The following is a 23,123-nucleotide window of genomic DNA, read 5'->3' on the forward strand; positions in this document are numbered from 1 at the left end:
TATTACTCATCTAGACTCCGTCAATATTCAACAACCTGTCTACAAAACCCTACAAAATATAACTCCTGTCATCTGAGTATCTTTTACTATAATAGGATAATGACACTCTGATTAGTGACTTGAGGATAGTTCTCTTGCTAATTTAAGAGTACAGTTTCTAAGCCATTAGCAATGTGATTGTCTTGTTTTCTTTTCTTGATAAGATTTTATGACATTGACCGATTGGTTGATAATTATAGGGCGGTCTAAAATAGGGCGTCATAGTGGATAAGAGGAAATGACTCATGTCGGTAAAAGTTCGTTTAATTTATGCTTTTGTGATTGCCGTGTTAACGACAACAATAGCAATGGGGCTGTTAAGTTTCTTTCAAGCTCGATCTGTGATGTTAGAACGTACAACCAAGACTGAGTTGCCAGCTCAAATAGCGCAAATAAAAAATGAAGTAGAAAATCAGATTGAAACACTTTCTATTAATGCTGAAATTTTAGCGAATAATCCGATGATTTTAGACTGGGCTAAAAAAGGCTTTACTAAAGATGGAGAGACGTCTTTAGTGGCCTTGTTAAGTAGCTTACGAGAACGTTTAGGTTTAGATGTTGCTTCATGGGCGGACAGGAAGTCTGGAAAATATTGGAACCAAGACGGTTTTTTACGAGTCATGGCAAAAGAAACGGACAGCTGGTTTTTTGATTTTACTTCCTCGTCTAAAAGTAAAAATGTTAGCGTTTATCGTAGTAAATCTACAGGCGAAGTCAGTTTGTTTGTAAATTATCAAAATTTGAATGGTCAAGGTTTAGCTGGCTTTGGTATGAAGCTAACTCAAATGACGAACTATTTAAACAGTTTTAATATTGGTGATGGTGGCTTTGTTTATCTTGTATCACAAGAGGGGGTTGTTAAGGTTCATCGTAATGGTGAATTATTGGAAAAAAGTAATCTCACGGATTTATATGGAGCACAAGTAGGTCAAGCCCTCTTAGTAAAAGAAGGCGTAAACATTCAAATGACGGGAAGCTCTGTTTTAGCAAGTCAATTTATACCTGCTATGGGGTGGATATTAGTCGCTGAAATACCTAATGAAGCGGTTTTTGGTAGTGTTTCGGATATGGGACATACATTACTTATCCTAGGTATCATATTAAGCATAGTAGCGGCTGTAGCGGCATCATTTATCGGTGCGACTTTAGTGAGGCAGTTAGGTGTCGTCGCAGATAATTTAAAAGAAATTGGTGAAGGTAACGGAGATTTAAGTCATCGTTTAAGTGCGGATGGTCCAGTGGAACTGGCTGATATCGGTAATGGATTTAATAAATTCGTGATTGTGATTCATAATATGGTTAAGCAAGTGCTACAAACCAGCAGCCAGCTTAACCAAGCATCAGAGCAAATGTCTAACTCAGCAGAAACAATACTCAAAGATGCGCGGTTACAAAGTGATCGCACTTCAATGGTGGTATCAGCGGTCCATGAAATGGAAATGTCAGTTAGAGAGGTTTCTGAAAATGCAGCCGAGGCTGCTACATCTGCTCAGGATGTCAATAGAGAAGTGAATGAGGGCCTTAAAGTGGCTGACTCTGCCAAAATCATTATTGAAAACTTATCATCAGAGAGTGAACGTATTGCTTCCACGGTGGCCGACTTAGCGAAAAACTCGGAGCAGATTGGGAGTATTCTAGAGGTGATTCGTAGTATTTCTGAGCAAACAAACTTATTAGCATTGAATGCGGCTATTGAGTCAGCTCGAGCTGGTGAACAAGGCCGCGGCTTTGCTGTTGTTGCGGATGAAGTTCGTAACTTGGCGAAGCGAACCGCTCAATCAACAGATGAAATTCAAGTAATGATTGATAAGCTGCAGTCTGAATCTCGAAAAGCATTATCTGCATCTCAAGCCGGACAGGAAAAAGCGAGCGAAGGCGCTGAATCCGTTAAGAGTGTGGCGCTTGCACTTAATACGATTTCTTCTCAGGTAGATAAAATGAATGCACTTAATCAACAAGTTGCTGCGACTACAGAGCAGCAATTATTAGCGATGGGAGATGTTGGCCAAAATATAACAAGTATTCAAGATTCAGTGAATCACAGCGTTATTACCGCCAATGGACTGACTGAAAATAGCAAATCGTTACGAACTCTTTCAGTTGATTTAGAAACATTGGTTGCTCGTTTCAAAGTGTAGGTAAATCTATCAATCACAGCTCTTCTTATTATTTGAAGCCCAATATCATTGGGCTTTTTTTTACTTATTCATCGTGACGGCTAATGTCTAGGCAATTTTACAACCGCTTCCAGTCCTTTCTCGCTATCGAGGTTCCTCAAGGTCACTTCTCCTCCGTGGGCTCGAGCTATGTTACGCGCAATGCTCAGCCCTAGTCCCATGCCGCTTGGATGTCCTGAATGGTCTGAAGTAAGTCTTGTATAGGGCTGAAATACTTTGTCGAGCTTATCTTTTGGTATTCCGGGGCCTTCATCTTGGATACGAACACATAACCTTTCTTCATTATCGTCGATATAAACCGTCGCGGAAGTTCCATAGTACATAGCATTATCAATGAGATTACCTAAGCAGCGTTTAATCGCAAAGGGTTTACCTATGTAGGGTGTTTTTAATTCACCGTGAATGATAATACGCTTATGAGCTAATTGAGCGCTGGATTGCATATCTAATAACATATTTTGAATGTTTACTTCGACACGGTTTTCATGAATATCTGTTTCTTTCACACTTTGCAGAGCGCCTTTCACTAACATATCGAGATCTTCTAAGTCGCGAATCATTGCTTCTCTTACATTATCTTCATCCAGCATCTCGGCACGTAATCTCAGTCGAGTAATCGGTGTTTTTAAATCGTGAGAGATAGAGGCAAACAGGCGCTCTCTATCGTTTAAATATCGCTGTAATCGGGTTTGCATATCATTGAAGGCATGCGCTGTATTACGCACTTCTGTACTGCCTATCTCTTTGAGAGGTCTCCAATCTCCTTGACCAAATTGCTCCGCTGCTTTTGCCAGTGTGGCGAGTGGGCGAGTGACACGGCGGATGACGAGTAAACTCAGAATTAACACTGTAATAATGGAGGCGGCTAGAGAAAATAACCTTTCAGAGGAAATCGGGGATGCGCCCTCAAGAAAGTATGGGTCTGGCATTAATGTGGCCAAATAGAGCCATTCATCACTGTTGATTGGAATCTGAATGACAAGGATCGGAGGGGCTAATGGCTTTACTAAGAGGCTGTGGTGTCCCCAGCGCTCAGGCAAATCGACAAGCTTTATGCTGTTACTGATGACATGTAGATCATCTGGATTTGAAAAGGCAATTTTAGGGTTAGTGATACCGAGTTGTTTTGATAATGTATGACGAAACTCTTCAATCACAATATCCTTTAATTGTGAGTCGGGGAGGTCATTAATAATAATTTCTTCTTTATTTACCGTAACAAAAAACCGTGTCCCTCCCATATCTTGTAATTGATCAATCACTATATGGCGATAGCTTTTAGGTAAGGAAGAAAAGTAGCTAATGGTGGCGGCCACACGAAAAGACATAGGCTGAGAGACTTCTCTAACATTTTGTTCTGCATCGGCTTCTAGCTGTTTTAACCAAATACTGGAGCTGATAAATTGAGCAAGCGCTACTCCAAAGGTCATTACTATCAACATTTGTCCAGAGAGTGATTGGAATAGCTTACGAAGCCTTGGCCAAACCGTGATCATAATGAATCGGGAGTCAATATGGATTTACTGACATCCGCTGTTAAGATGTAACCTTCACCTCTCACTGTTTTAATAAGCTGTGGATGGCGTGCGTCTTCTCCTAATCTTTGTCTTAAGCGGCTAATGTGGACATCGATAAACCGATCCAAGGGAGCACTGTCTCGCCCCCTTGTGGTTTCGGCGATTTGATCCCGTGACAGAACTTTGCCAGGGTGTTGCAGAAATAAGGTTAAAAGATTGTAGTCTGCGCCAGTGAGGGAATCGGTATTTCCTGAGGGATCCGTAAGTTCTCGTGAGACAGTGTTCAAGGAGAAATTAGCAAACGTCAATATCGTGTGGGCCTTAGCGGTTTCAGAAGGCGATGGTTCAATGTGCTCCATTCGACGTAAGATGGCTTTCATGCGAGCTAATAATTCACGAGGGTTGAATGGTTTCGCTAAATAATCATCAGCTCCAATCTCTAAGCCGATAATTCTATCCATTTCATCTGAATTTGCCGTCAGCATGATGACCGGTACATGAGACTTTGTTCTTAGTTGGCGACAAATAGAAAACCCGTCTTCACCTGGTAGCATAATATCCAGAATGACTAAATCAAAGCACGGATTTTGATTAAAAATCTCAAGAAAAATTTCACCCGTTTCAGCCGTCTCAACGTAGAATTGATGCTTCTCTAAATACGCTTTTAATAAAGAACGAATTTCATCGTCATCATCCACTACAAAAATGCGTCGTGCTTTTGTCATTCTCATTCTCTTTTATTGATTTTATGCAAATGGCGTTTTTTTATTAACGCTACTATACCTAATTGAGAAGAAGTATAGAAAAAAACCTTAAATACATTAGATTGATTTAATCTTTTGCTAGCGTCATACTCTGCATATTTGAACCTTTAGGAAGTATAACTATGTCCGACATAAAATCATCCACGCCTTTTTTAGATAATGATAACAATGAGGAGAAGTCACTCGCAAAAGTGATGTCTTTTGGTGAGGCTTTAATTGATTTCCTAGCTCAAAATACAGGTGTTGATGACGTGCAAACTTTTGCTAAATACCCAGGTGGAGCGCCCGCAAATGTAGCGGTTGCTGTGGCTAAGCTGGGGGGAAACAGTCATTTTGTTGGGCAAGTAGGAAATGATTCATTTGGGCATTTTTTAAAGGATTCTTTAAACGAATACGGTGTAAATACGAATGCACTCTTGATGACCAGTGCCGCGAAGACGGCGTTAGCCTTTGTGAGTTTGGATGAAACAGGCGAGCGCAGCTTTGAGTTTTATCGGAACCCATCTGCGGATATGTTGTTTCGTCCGGAAGACTTTCTGTCCGAATGGTTCTATACCTCAAAAGGGGTATTTCATACCTGTTCTAACACATTAACAGATGAATCGATTAGCCAAGCAACGACTGTTGGTGTGCGATTAGCAAAAATGGCAGGCTGGATTGTCAGTGCAGATGTTAACCTGCGTACAAACTTATGGCCCGAATCCGGTGTTGATATTGAACGTGTGATTGACTGGTTCCAAATGGCGGATGTTGTTAAAGCCAGTATGGAGGAACTAGAGGAACTGTCCACTGATCCAATGGCATTAATTCATTCATCTCTTGAAAAAGGTGTGAGCTTATTTGTGTTAACAGATGGTGCTAATGCGGTTCGGTATTTCCATAAAAATGGCACTACCGGTGAAGTGATCACCCCTAAAGTCTCAGTACAGGATACTACGGCGGCAGGGGATGCTTTTGTTGGAGGCTTACTTTTCTGTTTATCTGAAATAGCAGGAGAAACAAGCGTTGCTTTAATGACGAAAGAGGAATTACAGAAAGCCGTTTCTTTTGCCGTTGCCTGTGGTGCAATCGCAGTAACGAAATTGGGCGCCTATCCTTCTTTACCATCAAAAATTGAAGCGGATGCCATGCTACGCTCGTTTTCTTAATTTAAGATTATCGAAAAGCACTATTTAAACGTTTAAGTAGTGCTTTTCTTTTTTTGGAATGGCTTTATTTCCTCTGTTACGAATAATAAATACGTTATGCGTTCTCACGGGTATTTGTCTGTATTCTTTTAAAAAATATAAGATATTGATTTTATTCTTATTTAATCTGCTTTTTTGCTTCTTATCTTTGCTTCTTCTTCCGCCCTCTTATTTCTGGTTAAAAAGTATTCAAAATTAAGTGAATATTAAGAACAGTCCTATGTTGAAAAAATAGCCCTCTTTGACAATAATTTTATAAACGTCTTAATCCTTAAAGAAAGCATTAAGACGAGCTCATAAACTTATTAATAATAAAAATAAGGAATCTCTGAATTATTTAGGGTTCCGAAAAGGAGTGGCAATGAATAAATCAATTCTTTCAAGCGCAATTGTTTTCGCTATTACGACAAGTGCTTTTTCTGTATCCAGTGCGCAAGCTGAGGATCTTATTTTTCCCCCTGGTGAAGATGATAGGTTTAGCTGGTCGAGCTATGAGTCATTAAAATCAATGGATTTAAAAGGTGAAAAAGTCTCTGTGTTTGGACCTTGGCTTGGTTCAGAGAAGGAGCATTTTGATCATGTCATTGCGTACTTCGAAGCAGCCACTGGAGCCGATGTTGAATACGCCGGTTCAGATTCCTTTGAGCAACAGATCGTTATTGATACACAAGCAGGCAGTGCGCCTAATGTATCGATATTTCCACAACCTGGATTGGCCGCTGATCTAGCCGCTAAAGGATTGGTTACGCCATTAGATAGTGCTGTTAAGCAAGGTGTGGTGAATGATTATGCCGCAGGTCAATCATGGGTTGATCTTGCCACTTTCAAGGATGCACAAGGCAAAGACGATTTCTATGGAGTATTTTACCGTGCCGATTTGAAGTCGTTGGTGTGGTATTCACCTGATAATTTTGATGATGCCGGATATGATATTCCAGAAACAATGGAAGAATTGAAAACATTGACTCAACAGATTGTGAGTGATGGTGGAACACCTTGGTGTATTGGTTTGGGCTCCGGTGCTGCGACTGGCTGGCCTGCAACGGATTGGGTTGAAGACTTAATGCTTCGCACACAATCACCTGAAGTATACGATCAATGGGTTAAAAATGACATTCCATTTGATGATCCAAGAGTGGTCAACGCGATTGATGAATTTGGTTGGTTTGCTCGTAATGATACGTTTGTTGATGGTGGCGCTGCTTCGGTTTCATCGACAGATTTCCGTGATAGTCCTAAAGGGTTATTTGCCTCTCCTGCTAAGTGTTATATGCATCGTCAAGCGTCCTTTATTCCTGCGTTCTTCCCTGAAGGAACCGAGCTTGGTGTTGATGCTGACTTTTTCTACTTTCCATCTTATGAAGCAAAAGATTTAGGCAATCCCGTCTTAGGGGCCGGTACCTTAGTTAGTATTACGAATGACTCAAAAGGCTCACGTGCATTTATTGATTTTATGAGATCGCCTATTGCTCATGAATTATGGATGGCTCAAACCGGTTTTATTTCCGCCCATTTAAAAGCCAATCCTGATCTTTACTCTTCAGAGGTTGCGAAAAAACAAGGTGGAATCTTACGTGATGCAACGACATTCCGCTTTGATGCATCAGACTTAATGCCAGGTAAAATTGGTGCAGGGGCTTTTTGGACTGGCATGGTGGATTACACCAGTGGTAAAGAGTCACTTGAAGTCGCTAAAGGCATCCAAAAATCATGGGATGCTATTAAGTAAGAGAAAACAGCATCGGAACACTGATTCTGATGCTTTTATATGAGTGAGTTAACGGTAAAGGTTTGCTTAGTAACTCTCGGCAAAGTGATCAAGGACGATCATGAGCCTTATTTCATTTGACGCTATCTGATTATTTGATAGCACATTCCAAACAGGAGCATTCATGGGGCAATTAGCGTCAGCATTGGTAATCGTTATTGTCGGAGTTTTAGGCTGTGCCTGTTATTTCTATGGCTCAAACTTCCTTTTAGATAAATTGTTACCTTCAAAAAATAAGCCCTACGATGTAGTGGCTCGTAATTTGCGTATTGCCGGTTATATTCGACCTTGGCTATTTTTAGGCCCCGCTTTTTTAGCATTGGGGTTTTATTTAGTTTACCCGGTAGTTGAATCTTTTAGATTGTCATTTTTTGGCCGTTCTGGTGAGGTATTTGTCGGCTTATCGAACTATGCGTGGTTATTTAATAGTGATGAGTTTTATCAAGCTTTCAAAAATAATATGTTGTGGTTGATAGTAGTGCCAACGGCGGCGACGTTTTTTGGGTTAATTATCGCGGTTATGACTGACCGGATTTGGTGGGGCAATATAGCAAAAAGTTTGATATTCATGCCTATGGCCATTTCGTTTATAGGCGCGTCTGTTATTTGGAAGTTTATTTATGACTTTAGAAGTGGAGATGACCCGCAAATAGGCTTGTTAAATGCGGTTGTGGTTTTCTTTGGTGGTGACCCTCAACCTTGGATAACTCTGCCATTTTGGAATAACTTCTTTCTCATGGTCATTTTGGTCTGGATTCAAACCGGGTTTGCTATGGTGATTCTATCAGCGGCATTGAGAGGCATTCCTGATGAAACCGTGGAAGCAGCAGTGCTTGATGGTGCAAACGGTTTTCAAATTTTTTATAAAATAATGGTTCCTCAAATTTGGGGGACAATCGCTGTGGTATGGACGACAATCACCATTCTAGTTTTAAAGGTGTTTGATATTGTTTTAGCCATGACCAATGGTCAGTGGGGAACTCAGGTGTTAGCGAACGAAATGTTTGATTGGATGTTCCGTGGTGGTGGTGATTTTGGTCGTGGGGCTGTCGTCGCTATCGTCATTATGGTGCTAGTGGTTCCGATTATGGTTTGGAACATTCGCCGTGCAAATGCTGAAATGGAGGGCCGTTAATCATGGTTCAATCATCAAAACGCTCGCCTTTAACCTGGTTGGTTCATGCTACGGTTTTATTTTTAGTGGTGATATGGACGATACCTACGGCAGGATTATTTATATCTTCCATTCGGGATAAGGATCAACTGTCGGTTTCAGGCTGGTGGACGGCGTTATCGACATCCGAACAAAGAATGGTTACTCGCGTTACTGTGCCGAAAAAACCGCTGCAAGAAGACGGTTTATATGTGTTAACTGGGAATGTCTTTGAAGATAATAAACAGGGAATCGTGACTCGTTTTGGCGATAGTTCTTTAAGGCCAAGTGAATTTGAATCTGGAAAAGTAGCCGAGCTTAAACGTGAACTCACCTTAACCGTATTGGCTAACGGTGATTATAAAATGACCTCTCCTAAAGCCTTTAGCAGTAGGGGTAAGCGAATTTTCTACACGGCTGAAATTCCCCCTAGGTTTACTTTAGATAATTACAGAGAAGTCCTAGGTTCTGAAGGGTTAGGTAAATCCTTTTTGAATTCGCTGACGGTGACGATTCCAGCAACTATTATTCCCATTTTAGTGGCGGCTTTTGCGGCTTATGCTTTGGCTTGGATGCAGTTTCCTGGAAAAGCGCTGTTTATTGCCGCGGTAGTTGGCCTATTAGTTGTGCCTCTGCAAATGTCTTTGATTCCGTTGTTAAGAAGTTATAATTTTATTGGTGATATCTTTGGTGTAGGTTCGAAAGGCTACCTAGGGGTTTGGTTGGCACATATGGGCTTTGGTCTACCGTTGGCGATTTATCTCTTACGTAATTATATTGCTGGACTCCCTAGAGAAATTATTGAGTCTGCGCGGGTGGATGGCGCAACGGATTTTGATATTTTCCGTAAAATTGTGTTGCCGTTATCCTTTCCTGCATTAGCGTCTTTTGCCATTTTTCAATTCTTATGGGTTTGGAATGATCTACTCATTGCGATGGTCTTTTTGGGAAATAATCCCGACGAGTTAGTGTTAACTGGACGTTTACGTGAATTACTTGGTTCCCGTGGTGGTAACTGGGAGATCTTAACCGCCTCTGCATTTATTACAATTATTGTTCCTTTATGTGTGTTCTTTGGCTTACAGCGTTTCTTAGTAAGGGGGCTGTTAACTGGGTCAGTGAAATAAATTCAAAGTGAATAAAACGACCACCTAAACAGTAAGACAGAGTAAAAACAAATAACGGCACTGTGGTCCTATTAAGAACCTATGAGCTAAGTAAGTTTTAGAGGCAAGAAGATGGCTGATGTTAAGTTAACGAATGTAAAAAAAGTATATAACAATCAAGTAGAAGTCATGCGAGATATTAATTTAGATATCAAGCAAGGTGAGTTTATTGTATTTGTGGGTCCTTCTGGGTGCGGTAAGTCCACATTGTTAAGAATGATTTCAGGGTTAGAGAGTATTACCGATGGTACTTTAGAAATTGATGGACAGCTAGTAAACGATATACCTCCGGCGATGAGAGGCATTGCAATGGTCTTCCAAAGTTACGCCCTTTACCCACATATGAGCGTTTACGATAACATGGCCTTTAGTCTACAAATTGCCAAGCTCAGTAAAGAAGATATAGATACACAAGTCAGGAAGGCCGCAGATATGTTGCAATTGACCGAGTATCTAGATCGTTTACCAAAAGCCCTTTCTGGTGGTCAGCGGCAACGGGTAGCCATTGGCCGAGCGATTGTTCGTAAACCTAAAGTGTTTTTGTTTGATGAACCCTTATCAAATTTAGATGCTGCATTGCGAGTGGCGACGCGAATGGAAATTGCCAATTTAAAAGAAAGTATGCCTGAGTCTACAATGATTTATGTGACCCATGATCAGGTAGAGGCAATGACCTTAGCAGATCGAATTGTTTTATTGTCAGCGGGTAATATTGAACAAGTAGGTGCACCGTTAGAATTATATGAAAACCCACGAAATGTGTTTGTTGCAAAATTTATTGGGGCGCCAGCGATGAACATTTTACCTGCTACCCTAATGCAAGCGGGCGAGGGCACCAATATTCAGATTCATTCTCAGCAAGCGGTTTGGGTTCCGGTAGCGACCCCTAAAAATGATGAGCAAGCCGCTGTTAGCTTTGGTGTGCGTCCTGAGGATTTATTTGTTGTCACTGAAGGCGAGTATTTAGTTGAAGGGGAGGTTGCCTTTATTGAAGCATTAGGTGAAGCAACCCTTTTGTATATCAAAGCGTTTGGCTGTGAAGACATGGTAATTTGTAAGTTGTCAGGCACGCCTCAATATAAGCGTGGCGCCTCTATTAAACTGATGACAAAACCTGAAAAAATGCATCTATTTAACACGATAGGACTAACCTATCGAAATCGAGTTTGATGATTGGAGAGTATGGAGTATGACGAGTAATTTAAATTGGTGGAAAGGCGGTATTATCTACCAAATTTACCCGCGAAGCTTTATGGATCAAAATGGCGATGGTGTCGGGGATTTAGCGGGTATTACCTCTAAACTAGATTATGTGGCTTCTTTAGGCGTGGATGCAATTTGGTTGTCTCCAATTTTTACCTCACCAATGAAAGACTTTGGCTATGATGTTTCTAATTATCGTGATATAGATCCCTTATTTGGCACATTAGAAGATTTTAAACGTTTGATTACGACGGCTCATGATTTGGGTTTAAAAGTCATGATTGATCAAGTATTAAGCCATACATCGGATCAACACCCTTGGTTTGAAGAAAGTCGTCAAAATAAAACCAATCCTAAGGCGGACTGGTTTGTTTGGAGCGATCCGAAACCGGACGGTTCACCTCCGAATAATTGGCTCTCCATTTTTGGAGGCAGTGCATGGCAATGGGACAGCCGTCGCTTGCAATATTACCTACATAATTTTCTGACGAGTCAACCGGATGTGAATTTTCATAATGATGAAGTCCGTCATTTACAGCTTGATAACATGCGCTTCTGGCTAGAGTTAGGTGTTGATGGATTCCGCTTAGATACCGTTAATTTTTTCTATCATAGTCAAGGTTTGGAAGATAACCCACCTGTGCCACCAGGTGAACCGAAAACCATGGGGGCGCCTCACGATAATCCTTATACTTATCAACGTCACGTGTATGACTTAAGTCGTCCAGAAAACTTACTCTTTCTAAAAGAGTTAAGAGCGTTAATGGATGAATATCCAGGTACAACAACAGTAGGTGAAATTGGTGATGATTTTCCCCTCGAAAGAATGGCTGAATACACATCTGGCGGTGATAAACTGCACATGGCGTATACGTTTGATTTATTGAATACACCGCATTCACCCTCCTACATTCGATCTGTATTACAAAACATGCAAGATATTGTTGGTGATGGTTGGCCTTGCTGGGCGCTATCCAACCATGATGTGGTGAGGGCCATTACTCGATGGGGAGAGAATGAAGATCCGATTGCTTATCCATTGGTAGCGATGGCGCTAATTACCTCTTTACGTGGAAGTGTATGCTTGTATCAAGGGGAAGAGCTGGGTTTGCCAGAGGCTGATGTGCCATTTGAGCGTATTCAAGATCCTTATGGAATTCCTTTATGGCCAGTGTTTAAAGGACGCGATGGCTGCCGGACGCCAATGGTTTGGGATAACAGCCTTAATGGAGGTTTTTCTGACGTTGAGCCATGGTTACCAGTGGATAAACGTCATCTAGCCCTTAGCGTGACGCAACAAGAGTCTAACCCTGATTCATTACTTCATAAAGTACGTCAATTACTACAATGGCGGCAGCGACAACCTGAGCTTATTCAAGGTGAGTTGACACAGATTGACCTCGGGAATGATGATTTGATTGCCTATATAAGAACGCTTAATCATAATCGTATGTTGGTAGTGATTAATATGACAGGGTCGCAACAAACGGCCGACTTACCGCATAATGTGACAGTCTTGGAAGGACATGGCTTTATCTGTGAGGTAGAAGGTCAAAAACTGATGTTGCCAGCATATCAGGCCTTTTATGCACGTATAGATTAATTAGTTTGAAGGTATTGATATATGACGTTTAAGACACCTCGAAAATTGACACTAAAAGATGTGGCCGATAACTTAAACGTCTCTACGGCCACCATTTCTAATGCGTTTAATCGACCGGATCAACTGTCTGCCAACCTGAGGGATAGAATATTATCTGAATGTGAAAACATGGGGTATTTTGGACCTAATGCGGCGGCGCGCAGTTTGCGTACAGGACGAACAGGCATTGTGGGCGTTGTCTTATCTGACCGTCTTAGTTATAGCTTAAGTGATCCTGTGGCGAATCAGTTTCTCAAGGGGATGGCGGATGTATTGGATGCACATGAATACAATATGTTGCTGTTATCGTCGAATCCTTTAGAGCAGGATGCTCAACATAGAATGCAAGCGTCTATGGTAGACGGTTTTATTGTCTATGGTCACAAACCTCAGCAATGTCATAACGCTCCTTGGTTAATGCCGAATAAACACGTTATTACCGTTGATGGCTTTATCTCTGGTTGTACATCGGTCAATATAGGAAATTATCAGGGGGCAAAAGCGATTGTTATTCATGCTTTGCGACATAAGCCGGATAAAATTGCCATTTTAGGATTAAGCCTCCTCAGTACCAATCGTGTTTGTCGTATGCAAAGTGATGAACTCTTAGAAGAAGCCGCTTCTATTTCTGTGCAGCGATTGAATGGGTATTTAGATGCTTTAAATGAAAATGGTTATGGTGTAAGTTCAGAAAACGTTTGGAATATCCCCACCAACTCTCATAAGCAAGCCTATCAAGCGGCCCGCGAAGCGTTAACAATAATGGATCGTCCGCAGTTATTGCTCTGTATGAGTGATCGTATTGCCATTGCTGCGATACAGGTTGCCTTACAAATGGGGCTTCGAGTTCCTGAAGACTTACAAGTTGTTGGGTTTGATGGTATTCCTGAGGGGGCGAATTTACACCCTTCTATTACGACTATTCACCAACAAAGCGAAGAAAAAGGACGTATAGCGGCCGAGCTTTTCCTTGGTTTACGAGAAGCCAAGGACGTGGTTTTAGAAACAGAATTGGTGGTTCGTGAGAGCTGTCCAGAGTAGATATTAAAGCCAGTAATTTGAAATGGGTTGATCCTCATCTAGGTGATGAGCCATTTGAGCTTGTAGTAACTCGGCGGAAGAGTAAGCATCGGTTAGAGCATGATGTGCTTTATAGCGAGGTAAATTATAACGTTGCCGACAAGCGTCCAATCTGATGGAAATTCTGCCCTGTTTGAGTTTTTCAATCCAAGATCGTTGTTTCAAGATCCGGTTTTCAATCTCCATGGTATCCAGTATTGGAAAGTACAGTGGCTGTCCATATAGCTTAAGTGATGCTTTCAACAAAAACTCTCGTTCAATATGTACACAATGGACTATGACCACTTTTTTAGCGAGTGCGGCCAGAACCTCTTCAAAACAGTCTTCTAAAGAAGGTGCACCGTTAAGGTCCTCGTGGGTCATTTCATGAATGGTAACGGATTTATGGGAGAGAGGGCTGTCCGGTGTAAACATCCAATATTTCGACCCACGACATTGAATCCGTTGATGATTTAATGGCACTAGTCCCGCACTGACAATAGCGTCTTTCTCTGGATTTAAGCCAGTTGTCTCTAAATCTAATGAGACCATTGAGGTGTCTCTTAGTGGCGTATCGTAAGCAACCGCACCTTGTTCGTAAAAGCGCTTCAATGGCCCCTGGGGAGCGTTTTTTTCTAATGTTTGAAAGGATTGCTTCCAATCTAAGAGGGAAGGGGCAGGCTTTTTGTTAAATATCAAGATCTTTCTCCTGCATAGCGATACTTGATAAACTCCTGTTGTCGAGACACGATATGAAAGGCATCTCTAAGGTGCCGTCTTTCAAAAGAGGACAGGCTCTCAGGGTCAACGTGGTTATTAGGTTCAATACCGGCTTCGATTTGATTCGTTTGGTGACGAATACGTACCATGCCAATCATCTCTAATGCCGCGGCTAAATCTTTCGCTCTCCCGTTTGGAAGCAACCCCGCGTTTTCTATATCATCTAATCTCTCCATCGTATTGAGTTTTTGACTTCCACAGGCGAGGGCATGTACCCGTACAATATCAATGATGGGAGCAATGCCTCTTTCTTTCAAATTGAAGGTTCGTGCTTGTTTGCCACTGCCATCTAATACGAATTGTCTGAAGAAACCTAACGGTGGATTTCTCTGATTGGCATTGCGAGCCATATGCGACAGAAAGCCTCGATGTGATTTGGCTAAATAGCGAATGTGTTTATTTAACTCCCTTGCTAACTTTTCATCGCCATAAATACTTCGGATATCAAAAAAAATCGACATACGCAGCAAAGATTCTGCTTTAGGTTCTTGTATCCATTGGGAAAAATACTCTTGCCATTGCTTTAATGGCTGTCTCCATTGATTGTTACTGGCCATGATGTCTCCAGTACATAATGGATAGCCGCACTTATCGAGCCCATGGCATACATAATCCGCTAAGCGTTTAAAGTAGGTGCCATGTATTTCAGCGTTATATGCATCCGATAAGATAAGGGCATTGTCTTGATCTGTACTGATGGTCTGCTCTTCTCTTGCTTGCGAGCCTAGGGCAATAAAGCAATATGGAATGGGTGGTGCGCCCAACTCCTGCTCAGCGAGTTGTAATATACGCTCTACAAATGCAGTCCCAATACGTGAAATGGCGTTCCCTATCATTACGGTATTCGCATCCGCATGAACCAGTTGAGTGAAGGTGTGTTGTATTTTTTTACTGATCGAAATAAGACTGGCTAAATTTTGTTGCTTAAAGATATCACTAATTAAGTAAACACTGCCGTGGCTTTCTTTCTGAACAATATCTCCCGCACTAATTACGCCAATGGCTTTTCCATTTTTAGTGACAGGTAAATGATGGACATTTTGCCCCATCATTTTTATCACGGCTTCTGATGCAAAATCGCCACTATCTAGGGTAATAGGGTGTGCTGTCATGATGTTTTCTATGGATTCCTCATAAGACAGCCCTGCGGCAATACAGCGGGTGCGTAGATCTCTATCAGTAACGATACCAACTAACTCATCTGCTTGTGTGATTAATAAGCTGGAGACTTTGAATTCGGCCATTTTTAGGGCCGCCATACGAATACTGTCATTCAATTCAATACTGATGGGAGGTCGTCGCAGTAAACTGGTGACAGGGCATGTCATGAGTGACACGTCCGAAGTTTGGGAGGTTTGGGAATCTATGGCTGCACGTAAACGAATTTCTCTAATGATTTCAAAAAAGTCTGAGAAAGTGTCGTTTTCATCATAGAGGCGTTTAAACCAAGAGCCGGGAATTAAGTACAATAAACTGTCTTCAATGGCTCGTATTTCTTGAGTCACCTTGCCTCCTCGTAATAAAGAGGCATAACCAAAGAGTTCGCCTTCTTCCATACGCCTGAGTAGCTTATCTTCTTTTGACAATACTTCTACGGCACCACTACGAATGAAATACAAGTGCTCATTGGTTACGTTCGGCACAATGACGCCTGTGCCATTGCGGACGTATTGTATTTCTATGTCATGCACCATTCCTTGCAGTAAGGCATTGTCCTCCATTTCATTAAAAGGGGCGTGTTGAGAAATAACATCTAAAATTTCAGAGAGTTCGACTTCCATAACTTTATCCTTTTAAAAGAGGGCGGCAGAGCGTAATAATACCGATCAATATAAAGAGTGCGCATGCCCATTTATGCATGATTGTCGGATTGATTCTGGCGATCAGCCATTGGCCAGCAAAAACAACGGGCACGTTGGCGAGCATCATTCCAATAGTTGAGCCAATAACAACGGCAAGCGTATCATCAAAATGAGCACCTAATAATACGGTGGCAACTTGCGTCTTATCTCCTATTTCTGCGAGAAAGAATAGAAAAGTAGTGGCGGAGAATGCCCCCCATTTTAAGAACCTTGCAGATGGTTGCTCATCTTCATCTGGAATTAATAACCATAACCCTAATAAAATGAAGCTGATTCCAACAAGAATAGACAGCCAGAATTCTGACATAAATTGACTTATTGAATTACCTAGCCAGGCTGAAATTCCATGATTTAATACGGTGGCGACAAAAATGCCTAAAATAATCGCCGTTTTATTGCGGTATTTAGTCGCAAGGAACAGGGCAAGTAGTTGCGTTTTATCACCGATTTCAGCAATAGCAACCGAGGTAATTGATGTAAGAATGGCTTCCATTAGATTGTCCTAGGTGGGCAAAAAACGAAAGGCAAAGACCAATGCCCACCAGGCTTGGTTTTTGACTTAAGTCTCATCAATTCCAAAACTGAGTCTCAGCTTATAGAACTTCTTTGCCACACACTTGAGGTGTGATTATGTTGACAAAGAATCTCAAAACAGGGTTTGAGAAGATTACTCCCCTAAGAAGGAGGATATCTTAAAGTATATGAGGTAGGGATTCTAGTAAATTCCTACCTCATAGCTTAACGATAATAAACCTTAAGGCTTAGTGATTATTTATACAAGTGTAGATCGGATTTGAGTCCTTTGTATAAACCAATACACATAACCAACATGAGTAGAGTAAACGGCAGTCCTATGGTAATAGCGGCCGCTTGGATGGCTGATAAGGCTTCTGCGCCACCACCTACTAACAAGGCAATTGCAATGATACCTTCAAGTATTGCCCAGAATACACGTTGCACCATAGGCGCATCTGTTTTACCACCCGCCGTAATACCATCGATAACTAGAGAGCCTGAGTCGGATGAGGTAACAAAGAAAACCAATACTAAGATGATACCTACAAACGAAATTAGGTTTGTTAATGGCAAGTGTTCAAACATTTGGAACATGGCAAGGGAAACATCAGTGATACCTTTGTCGCCCAATACACCAATTGAGTTTTTTACTTGGTCAATGGCTGAACCACCAAATATGGCCATCCAAAAAACAGTAACAACAGTAGGTACAAGCAATACGGCTGTGAGGAATTCACGAACGGTACGTCCACGAGATACACGGGCAATAAACATTCCTACGAAAGGTGCCCAGGAAATCCACCATGCCCAGTAGAAAACAGTCCAACCATGGTAGAAGGTTTCGTCATCACGACCAATCCAATTACTCAATGGAATGATGCCATCAATATAACCAAATAAAATAGCGCCAACAGAACCTAAGATAGCGCCTGTGTTACCTAACACTAATACAAAAACGGCTAAACTGGCGGCCATAATCATATTGATGTTACTTAATAGTTTCACCCCCTTCAAGACCTCGAGCAACGGAGACAATAGCAACCGCCGTCACCACTAAAATGACAATGATTTGCGTCGTTAAAGTATTTGGAATTCCGAAAAGAAAGTTCAGGCCACTGGTGGCTTGTTGTGATCCAAGTCCTAGGGAAGTCGCTAAACCAAAAATGGTCGCAATAACTGCTAGTACATCAATCACATGACCAATCGTTCCCCACACTCTTTCTCCAAGTAACGGATAGAAAGCTGAGCGAATCGTCAGAGGTAAGCCTTTGTTATAAGCGAAGAAGGCAAGTGACAGAGCCACAACGCCATAAATAGCCCAAGGATGTAGCCCCCAATGGAACATAGTTGCGCCCAATGCCGCTTGTTCGCCTGCAGGGGTATGTGCTTCTACATTCAGTGGCGTACCATACCAGCCGGTATAGTATGCAACTGGTTCAGCGACACTCCAAAACATCAAACCAATACCCATGCCTGCCGCAAATAACATGGCAAACCAGCTCATTGTGGAGTGGTCTGGCTTGGCGTTCGCTCCACCAAGGCGGATTTTTCCGAAAGGAAGTACGATTAACGCAAGACAAAATAGCACAAAAATATTGCCGGCGATCATGAATAGCCAGTCAAAATTAGCGATTGACCAACCTCGAGCGCCAACAAGAATTTCTTTTGAGTTCGCTGGAAATAAAATGGTTCCGATAATAAAGGCAAGTACAATAATCGCACTGGTACCGAACACCGGGTTGAGTATGTCCAGTCCAAAAGGTTGGATATTATCCTGTCCAACTTTATAGGCGGTACTGTACTCGGCCCGACCATCGTCAGGTTTTTTTAGGTTCATATAGCGTTCCTTAGTCAGAGTATTTTAATAATTATTGAATCTAAGTTGTGCGGTAAACACAGCTCCCCCAGATCAATACTATGTTAAACAATATAAAAAATTGTTCCAAAAACGTCATAAAGTGTTCTAATGCAAATGAACAAAAGTTAATCAACATAAAAATGTTTATTAAACGACATTCATTGTGTAGAACACTCTATTTGAGTTGCGCTAGAGTCTTATTAGTAGCGCGGAGCTTTTAAACAGCATAATGATTAAAAGCATTTTGTCAGTCTTCTAGAGACTTTTTTGAGTCGCGTTCTGTTTGCCATTAAGGTAAGACAGAAGCTATGAATTGATGTGCTAAATAGGGAGAAACAATTCCAATAAATCATTTAGAAAAAGCTGACCTTTTTCTGTTGTTTTGATGGTATTGTGTTCCCATGAAGACGCACATATGAGTCCTTTATCAATGGCTATTATACAGCTTTTAATAAAATTGTCTGGTGGTGGTTGATAACAAAACTTATTGTAGTCAGATAATTCAAACTCCTCAAATAATCGTAGTCGGTTCATCATAAATTCAAAAGGTAAATCTGCCGTGGCGATGGCTTCTTTAATGCTTAGTGCTTCGGCCAAAGTACTTAAGTAATGATTTGGATGCCGGGTTTTTCGAGTGCGAAATATTTGTCCATCCATAAGTGTTAATTTTCCATGGGCACCTGCTCCAATGCCTATATAGTCGCCAAAACGCCAATAGTTTAGATTATGAGAGGCTTGTTTCCCGATTTTTGAATTGGCCGAAATTTCATATTGCCGATAGCCATGTTCTTTAAGCGTGGCTTGGCCTTCTTCTTGGATATCCCAAAGCATGGTGTCTTCAGGTAATGTGGGTGGGCGGCGGTAAAACTCAGTATTTGGTTCAATAGTAAGTTGATACCAAGATAAGTGTTCAGGGTTTAGTCGTATAGCGGTTTGTACATCGTCTAGTGCTTCTTCTATAGATTGACCCGGTAAACCATGCATTAAGTCAATATTGATATTCTCAAAACCTGCAATGCGTGATTTTTCTACAGCGGCTATCGCTTCTTCCCGCCCATGAATTCGACCTAGTGCTTTTAAAAGGTGAGGTTGGAAACTTTGGATACCAATTGATAAACGATTAATCCCCGCTTTTCTGAAAGCCCTAAATTTATCTTGTTCAAAGGTTCCTGGATTGGCTTCCATGGTGATTTCAATGTTATCAATAAAGGGGATTTTTTCCTGTATTTTCTCCAATAAGTGACGATAAAATTCAGCACTCATTAAGCTGGGTGTGCCACCACCAATAAATATACTGTGGAGTTTACGATCATAAGCGAAAGCTAAGTCTTGATCTAAATCCGCTAAAAGTTGTGTCAAATACGCTTCTTCAGGCAGTTTTCCTTCATCTTCAAAACGATCGGCTTGATGTGAATTAAAATCACAGTAGGGGCATTTTTTCACACACCAAGGCAAGTGAATATAAAGACTAAGAGGGGGTAATGAGAGCGCTAATGGCATTAAAAAGGTACTTTTGGTGTTAGATAGGTTAACAATTGAGCCAGAGCTTGTGAGCGGTGACTAATGGCGTTTTTTACTTCTTTTGGCAGGCTGGCGGCACTGCAACCGCATTCCGGTACAAAAAAGACCGGATCGTAACCGAAGCCTTGTTCGCCTTCGATGGATTCTAAAATCCGGCCTTCCCATGTGCCATGTACGACGATTGGAGTGGGATCGTCTTTATGTTTCATATAGGCGAGTACACAATGGAAGCGGGCGGTGCGCTCGTGGGTTGGTACACCGTTGAGTTTTTTTAACAGTAATTCATTGTTGGCTAAATTATTACCGTGTTCCCCAGCAAAGCGAGCGGAATAAATGCCTGGTGCACCGTTTAAATAATCGACTTCTAAACCGGAGTCATCGGCTAACGACGCTAAACCTGTTTGCGAACACGCGTGGCGGGCTTTAAGAATGGCGTTCTCTATAAAAGTGAGCCCATCTTCCACCGCATCTTCCACATTGAACTCTCCTTGAGGCTTAATATCGTAACCTAGAGGCGATAGTAAATGATTAAATTCGGCAATTTTACCTTGGTTGTTACTTGCCAAAATAATGGTTTTTGTCATAGTAATCCTATTTATCTACATAAACATGTCGTTGAAAAGAGGCTTCCATTGGTACGGCGTTAGCATTTAATTTGGCATTGATGGCAAAACGCAGTATTTCATCGTTTGTCTTAGTAAAAGGGGCGATGTAATAAATGGCATCGCCCTCATCTATGGTTACAAAGGATAAGCGGACGATTTGCCCAAGTAAGTTAGTTACTGTACCAGTAACAATGGCGGGTTGCGGTGTTGGCAGTTCGCCATCGTTTCTCTTTGTTATCGCAACGTTTAACAGCCCAAGACCTTTGCTTCGAGTAAAACCATATTGCTGAGCAATCTCTGGTGTTAAAAATGTTGACTCAAAAGTATTAAAATGCAAATCGTGCTCAGCAAACGATTTGATTTGTTCTGCCATGCCTAATGTTGAAAACAAAAGAGCGAAGCAAGTAATTATGTATTTCATGGTATGTTCCTATCTACTTACGTGGAAAATGGCGGTTTCACTCATGACATTGGGAAGGGCTCTGATCCACCAGTGATCTCTTAGGTGACCATCAACAGCGGCCCAACGTTTGATGTGTATGCCTTTTTCATCACATAGCCTGGTGAAGTCAACAAAGGTACAAAAGTGTATGTTAGGCGTATCATACCAGTTATACGGTAGGAATTCCGAAACAGGCATGCGCCCCTTGATACCTAAATGCAGACGGTTACGCCAATGACCGAAATTAGGGAAGGTAATAATGCATTCTTTGCCTATTCTTAACATTTCATCAAGGAGTAGGTCAGGACGACGAAATTGCTGGAGAGCATGGGTCATTACCACGAGATCGAAACTCTGATCACCAAAATTTTGTAAGCCATCATCGATGTTTTGATCGATAACCGGAATACCTTTTTCTATACAATTATTAATTTCGTCTGCATTGATTTCAATACCGTAACCCTTGACGTTCTTTTTCCCCATCAAATGTTGTAATAACTCACCGTTACCACATCCAAGGTCGAGTACTTTACTGTCTTCTTGTATCCAATCATTGATGATATCTAGGTCGGAACGCATTAGTTGCTCTCCTGTATAAGGATATTATGTGCTCGATTTAAAAAACCATTGAGTGCGGACATATAGCGAGGAATTGGGAATAAAAAGGCATCATGACCCTTATTAGAGTCAATTTTTGCGTAACTGACGTGTTTGCCTGCTCGGACCAGCGCATCGACAATTTCTTCGCTTCTGGCTGGAGAAAAGCGCCAATCAGTAGTAAAAGAAACGAGTAAAAAGTCACATTGAGCGGAACTCAGTGCTTTAGATAAATCACCGTTGGTCGCGGATGCTGGGTCAAAGTAGTCGAGCGCTTTGGTCATCAGACGGTATGTGTTGGCATCAAAGCGCTTGGTAAATGCTTCGCCTTGATAGCGAAGGTAACTTTCTACTTCGAAATCAATGCCATAGTTATATTGATAATCGTCATGGCGCATTTTTCGGCCGAATTTTTTACCCATTGAGTCGTCGGATAAATAGGTGATATGCCCTAGCATGCGAGCGAGTCCCAGGCCATTAACGGGAATGGTATTGTTGGCTGTGTAATGACCGTCATGAAAGTCTGGATCACGGCTGATTGATTGCCTTGCCACTTCATTGAAGGCAATATTTTGCGTTGATAGCTTGGGAGCGGAGGCAATAATAACGGCATTTTTGATTCTGTCAGGGAAACGAATGCTCCACTCTAATACCTGCATGCCTCCTAAACTTCCGCCGATCACCGCTGCCCAGGTATTTATATGTAAATAATCCGCAAGGCGTGCTTGGCTTTCTACCCAATCGGTCACAGTAACGATTGGAAAGTCGGCGCCCCATTCCTTGTTTGTCTTTGGATTTAAACTAGTGGGTCCTGTACTACCGCAACAACCACCTAGATTATTTAAACAGACGACAAAGAATTTGCTGGTATCAATCGGTTTTCCTGGCCCGATAGCAGAATCCCACCACCCTGGCTTTTTATCATCCATTGAATGGTAGCCCGCCGCATGATGATCTCCACTTAACGCATGGCAAATGAGAATGGCGTTGGTGGCTTTTGCATTTAACTTGCCATACGTTTCATAGATCAGCTCATATTGTTCAAGTGTCTGTTTGCTCGATAAGGCGAGAGGCGTTTCAAATACGGCTATATTTGGGGTGACAATACCAACAGAATCGGCTGGAATAGTGTCCGGCATAATAATTTGACTTCCTGATTGGAGTTGGATGTACGGGAAAGGCGGCCAAATAGTAGAGAGGCACAACTGCGTTATAGTCTAACTTTTGCGCTAATTGTCATCAAGAGGTTTAGTTTAAAAAGGTCATG

General features: G+C 41.7%; 18 protein-coding genes and 1 pseudogene. 8 read left to right on the forward strand and 11 right to left on the reverse strand.

The genetic code is table 11. The features are described 5' to 3' along the window. The first annotated feature begins 284 nt into the window (after positions 1-284). Positions 285-2,177, forward strand: a complete 1,893-nt coding sequence (locus O1D97_RS10250) for a methyl-accepting chemotaxis protein (RefSeq protein WP_269125300.1) — start codon at positions 285-287, stop codon at positions 2,175-2,177. Between the two features lie 80 nt (positions 2,178-2,257). Here O1D97_RS10250 and O1D97_RS10255 read toward each other — a convergent pair whose 3' ends face one another. After that, positions 2,258-3,646: an ATP-binding protein gene (locus O1D97_RS10255; protein ID WP_269125302.1), complete on the reverse strand. Its 1,389-nt coding sequence runs from the start codon at positions 3,644-3,646 to the stop codon at positions 2,258-2,260. A 62-nt stretch (positions 3,647-3,708) separates the two neighbouring features. Then, on the reverse strand, positions 3,709-4,458 hold the full coding sequence (locus tag O1D97_RS10260; protein ID WP_269125304.1) for a response regulator: 750 nt from the start codon (positions 4,456-4,458) through the stop codon (positions 3,709-3,711). 161 nt (positions 4,459-4,619) lie between these two features. Here O1D97_RS10260 and O1D97_RS10265 point away from each other — a divergent pair, with 161 nt between their 5' ends. The 7 genes from O1D97_RS10265 to O1D97_RS10295 all read left to right on the forward strand — a co-directional run bounded on the left by O1D97_RS10265 (position 4,620) and on the right by O1D97_RS10295 (position 13,657). Continuing rightward, positions 4,620-5,645, forward strand: coding sequence for a carbohydrate kinase family protein (locus tag O1D97_RS10265; protein WP_269125306.1), 1,026 nt, complete (start codon positions 4,620-4,622; stop codon positions 5,643-5,645). Positions 5,646-6,045: 400 nt separating this feature from the next. After that, positions 6,046-7,413 (forward strand): ABC transporter substrate-binding protein, encoded by a 1,368-nt coding sequence (locus O1D97_RS10270; protein WP_269125308.1) that lies wholly within the window; start codon positions 6,046-6,048, stop codon positions 7,411-7,413. A gap of 163 nt (positions 7,414-7,576) precedes the next feature. Beyond that, complete coding sequence (locus O1D97_RS10275) at positions 7,577-8,587, forward strand: carbohydrate ABC transporter permease (protein WP_269125310.1); 1,011 nt, start codon at positions 7,577-7,579, stop codon at positions 8,585-8,587. Between the two features lie 2 nt (positions 8,588-8,589). Next, positions 8,590-9,732, forward strand: a complete 1,143-nt coding sequence (locus O1D97_RS10280; RefSeq protein WP_269125312.1) for a carbohydrate ABC transporter permease — start codon at positions 8,590-8,592, stop codon at positions 9,730-9,732. Between the two features lie 111 nt (positions 9,733-9,843). Further along, positions 9,844-10,941: an ABC transporter ATP-binding protein gene (locus O1D97_RS10285; RefSeq protein ID WP_269125314.1), complete on the forward strand. Its 1,098-nt coding sequence runs from the start codon at positions 9,844-9,846 to the stop codon at positions 10,939-10,941. Between the two features lie 19 nt (positions 10,942-10,960). Further along, entirely contained in the window at positions 10,961-12,577 is a 1,617-nt protein-coding gene (locus tag O1D97_RS10290) for an alpha-glucosidase (RefSeq protein WP_269125316.1), read from the forward strand. 21 nt (positions 12,578-12,598) lie between these two features. After that, positions 12,599-13,657: a LacI family DNA-binding transcriptional regulator gene (locus O1D97_RS10295; protein WP_269125318.1), complete on the forward strand. Its 1,059-nt coding sequence runs from the start codon at positions 12,599-12,601 to the stop codon at positions 13,655-13,657. A 3-nt stretch (positions 13,658-13,660) separates the two neighbouring features. Here the strand turns inward: O1D97_RS10295 and O1D97_RS10300 are convergent, their stop codons facing one another. The 9 genes and pseudogenes from O1D97_RS10300 to metX all read right to left on the reverse strand — a co-directional run bounded on the left by O1D97_RS10300 (position 13,661) and on the right by metX (position 22,995). Next, positions 13,661-14,374 carry a 3'-5' exonuclease gene (locus O1D97_RS10300; RefSeq protein ID WP_269125320.1) on the reverse strand — a complete coding sequence of 238 codons (714 nt, stop codon included), beginning with the start codon at positions 14,372-14,374 and terminating at the stop codon, positions 13,661-13,663. Further along, positions 14,371-16,236 carry a DUF294 nucleotidyltransferase-like domain-containing protein gene (locus O1D97_RS10305; protein WP_269125322.1) on the reverse strand — a complete coding sequence of 622 codons (1,866 nt, stop codon included), beginning with the start codon at positions 16,234-16,236 and terminating at the stop codon, positions 14,371-14,373. Before O1D97_RS10305 ends, O1D97_RS10300 begins: the two co-directional genes overlap by 4 nt. Before the next feature lie 4 nt (positions 16,237-16,240). Continuing rightward, positions 16,241-16,810, reverse strand: a complete 570-nt coding sequence (locus tag O1D97_RS10310) for a TMEM165/GDT1 family protein (RefSeq protein WP_269125324.1) — start codon at positions 16,808-16,810, stop codon at positions 16,241-16,243. A gap of 275 nt (positions 16,811-17,085) precedes the next feature. Further along, positions 17,086-18,670: pseudogene (locus tag O1D97_RS10315) on the reverse strand (BCCT family transporter). A 342-nt stretch (positions 18,671-19,012) separates the two neighbouring features. Beyond that, complete coding sequence (gene hemW / locus O1D97_RS10320) at positions 19,013-20,191, reverse strand: radical SAM family heme chaperone HemW (protein ID WP_269125326.1); 1,179 nt, start codon at positions 20,189-20,191, stop codon at positions 19,013-19,015. Then, a complete protein-coding gene (gene rdgB / locus O1D97_RS10325) occupies positions 20,191-20,796 on the reverse strand; it encodes an RdgB/HAM1 family non-canonical purine NTP pyrophosphatase (protein ID WP_269125328.1) in 606 nt (201 codons plus the stop codon). Before rdgB ends, hemW begins: the two co-directional genes overlap by 1 nt. A gap of 7 nt (positions 20,797-20,803) precedes the next feature. Continuing rightward, positions 20,804-21,238: a DUF4426 domain-containing protein gene (locus O1D97_RS10330; protein WP_269125330.1), complete on the reverse strand. Its 435-nt coding sequence runs from the start codon at positions 21,236-21,238 to the stop codon at positions 20,804-20,806. Between the two features lie 9 nt (positions 21,239-21,247). After that, entirely contained in the window at positions 21,248-21,838 is a 591-nt protein-coding gene (metW, locus tag O1D97_RS10335) for a methionine biosynthesis protein MetW (protein ID WP_269125332.1), read from the reverse strand. Next, the gene (gene metX / locus O1D97_RS10340) at positions 21,838-22,995 is read right to left on the reverse strand and encodes a homoserine O-succinyltransferase MetX (RefSeq protein WP_269125334.1); all 1,158 of its coding nucleotides are present in this window, start codon (positions 22,993-22,995) and stop codon (positions 21,838-21,840) included. Before metX ends, metW begins: the two co-directional genes overlap by 1 nt. Positions 22,996-23,123: the final 128 nt, after the last annotated feature.

The sequence above is a fragment of the Marinomonas phaeophyticola genome (genome assembly GCF_026966905.1).
GTDB classification, from domain to species: Bacteria; Pseudomonadota; Gammaproteobacteria; order Pseudomonadales; family Marinomonadaceae; genus Marinomonas; species Marinomonas phaeophyticola.

Coding starts and splice junctions, on each gene's coding strand:
- O1D97_RS10250 (WP_269125300.1), top strand. CDS start 285: ATGTCGGTAAAAGTTCGTTTAATTTATGCTTTTGTGATTGCCGTGTTA.
- O1D97_RS10255 (WP_269125302.1), bottom strand. CDS start 3,646: ATGACCTTTGGAGTAGCGCTTGCTCAATTTATCAGCTCCAGTATTTGG.
- O1D97_RS10260 (WP_269125304.1), bottom strand. CDS start 4,458: ATGACAAAAGCACGACGCATTTTTGTAGTGGATGATGACGATGAAATT.
- O1D97_RS10265 (WP_269125306.1), top strand. CDS start 4,620: ATGTCCGACATAAAATCATCCACGCCTTTTTTAGATAATGATAACAAT.
- O1D97_RS10270 (WP_269125308.1), top strand. CDS start 6,046: ATGAATAAATCAATTCTTTCAAGCGCAATTGTTTTCGCTATTACGACA.
- O1D97_RS10275 (WP_269125310.1), top strand. CDS start 7,577: ATGGGGCAATTAGCGTCAGCATTGGTAATCGTTATTGTCGGAGTTTTA.
- O1D97_RS10280 (WP_269125312.1), top strand. CDS start 8,590: ATGGTTCAATCATCAAAACGCTCGCCTTTAACCTGGTTGGTTCATGCT.
- O1D97_RS10285 (WP_269125314.1), top strand. CDS start 9,844: ATGGCTGATGTTAAGTTAACGAATGTAAAAAAAGTATATAACAATCAA.
- O1D97_RS10290 (WP_269125316.1), top strand. CDS start 10,961: ATGACGAGTAATTTAAATTGGTGGAAAGGCGGTATTATCTACCAAATT.
- O1D97_RS10295 (WP_269125318.1), top strand. CDS start 12,599: ATGACGTTTAAGACACCTCGAAAATTGACACTAAAAGATGTGGCCGAT.
- O1D97_RS10305 (WP_269125322.1), bottom strand. CDS start 16,236: ATGGAAGTCGAACTCTCTGAAATTTTAGATGTTATTTCTCAACACGCC.
- O1D97_RS10310 (WP_269125324.1), bottom strand. CDS start 16,810: ATGGAAGCCATTCTTACATCAATTACCTCGGTTGCTATTGCTGAAATC.
- hemW (WP_269125326.1), bottom strand. CDS start 20,191: ATGCCATTAGCGCTCTCATTACCCCCTCTTAGTCTTTATATTCACTTG.
- rdgB (WP_269125328.1), bottom strand. CDS start 20,796: ATGACAAAAACCATTATTTTGGCAAGTAACAACCAAGGTAAAATTGCC.
- O1D97_RS10330 (WP_269125330.1), bottom strand. CDS start 21,238: ATGAAATACATAATTACTTGCTTCGCTCTTTTGTTTTCAACATTAGGC.
- metW (WP_269125332.1), bottom strand. CDS start 21,838: ATGCGTTCCGACCTAGATATCATCAATGATTGGATACAAGAAGACAGT.
- metX (WP_269125334.1), bottom strand. CDS start 22,995: ATGCCGGACACTATTCCAGCCGATTCTGTTGGTATTGTCACCCCAAAT.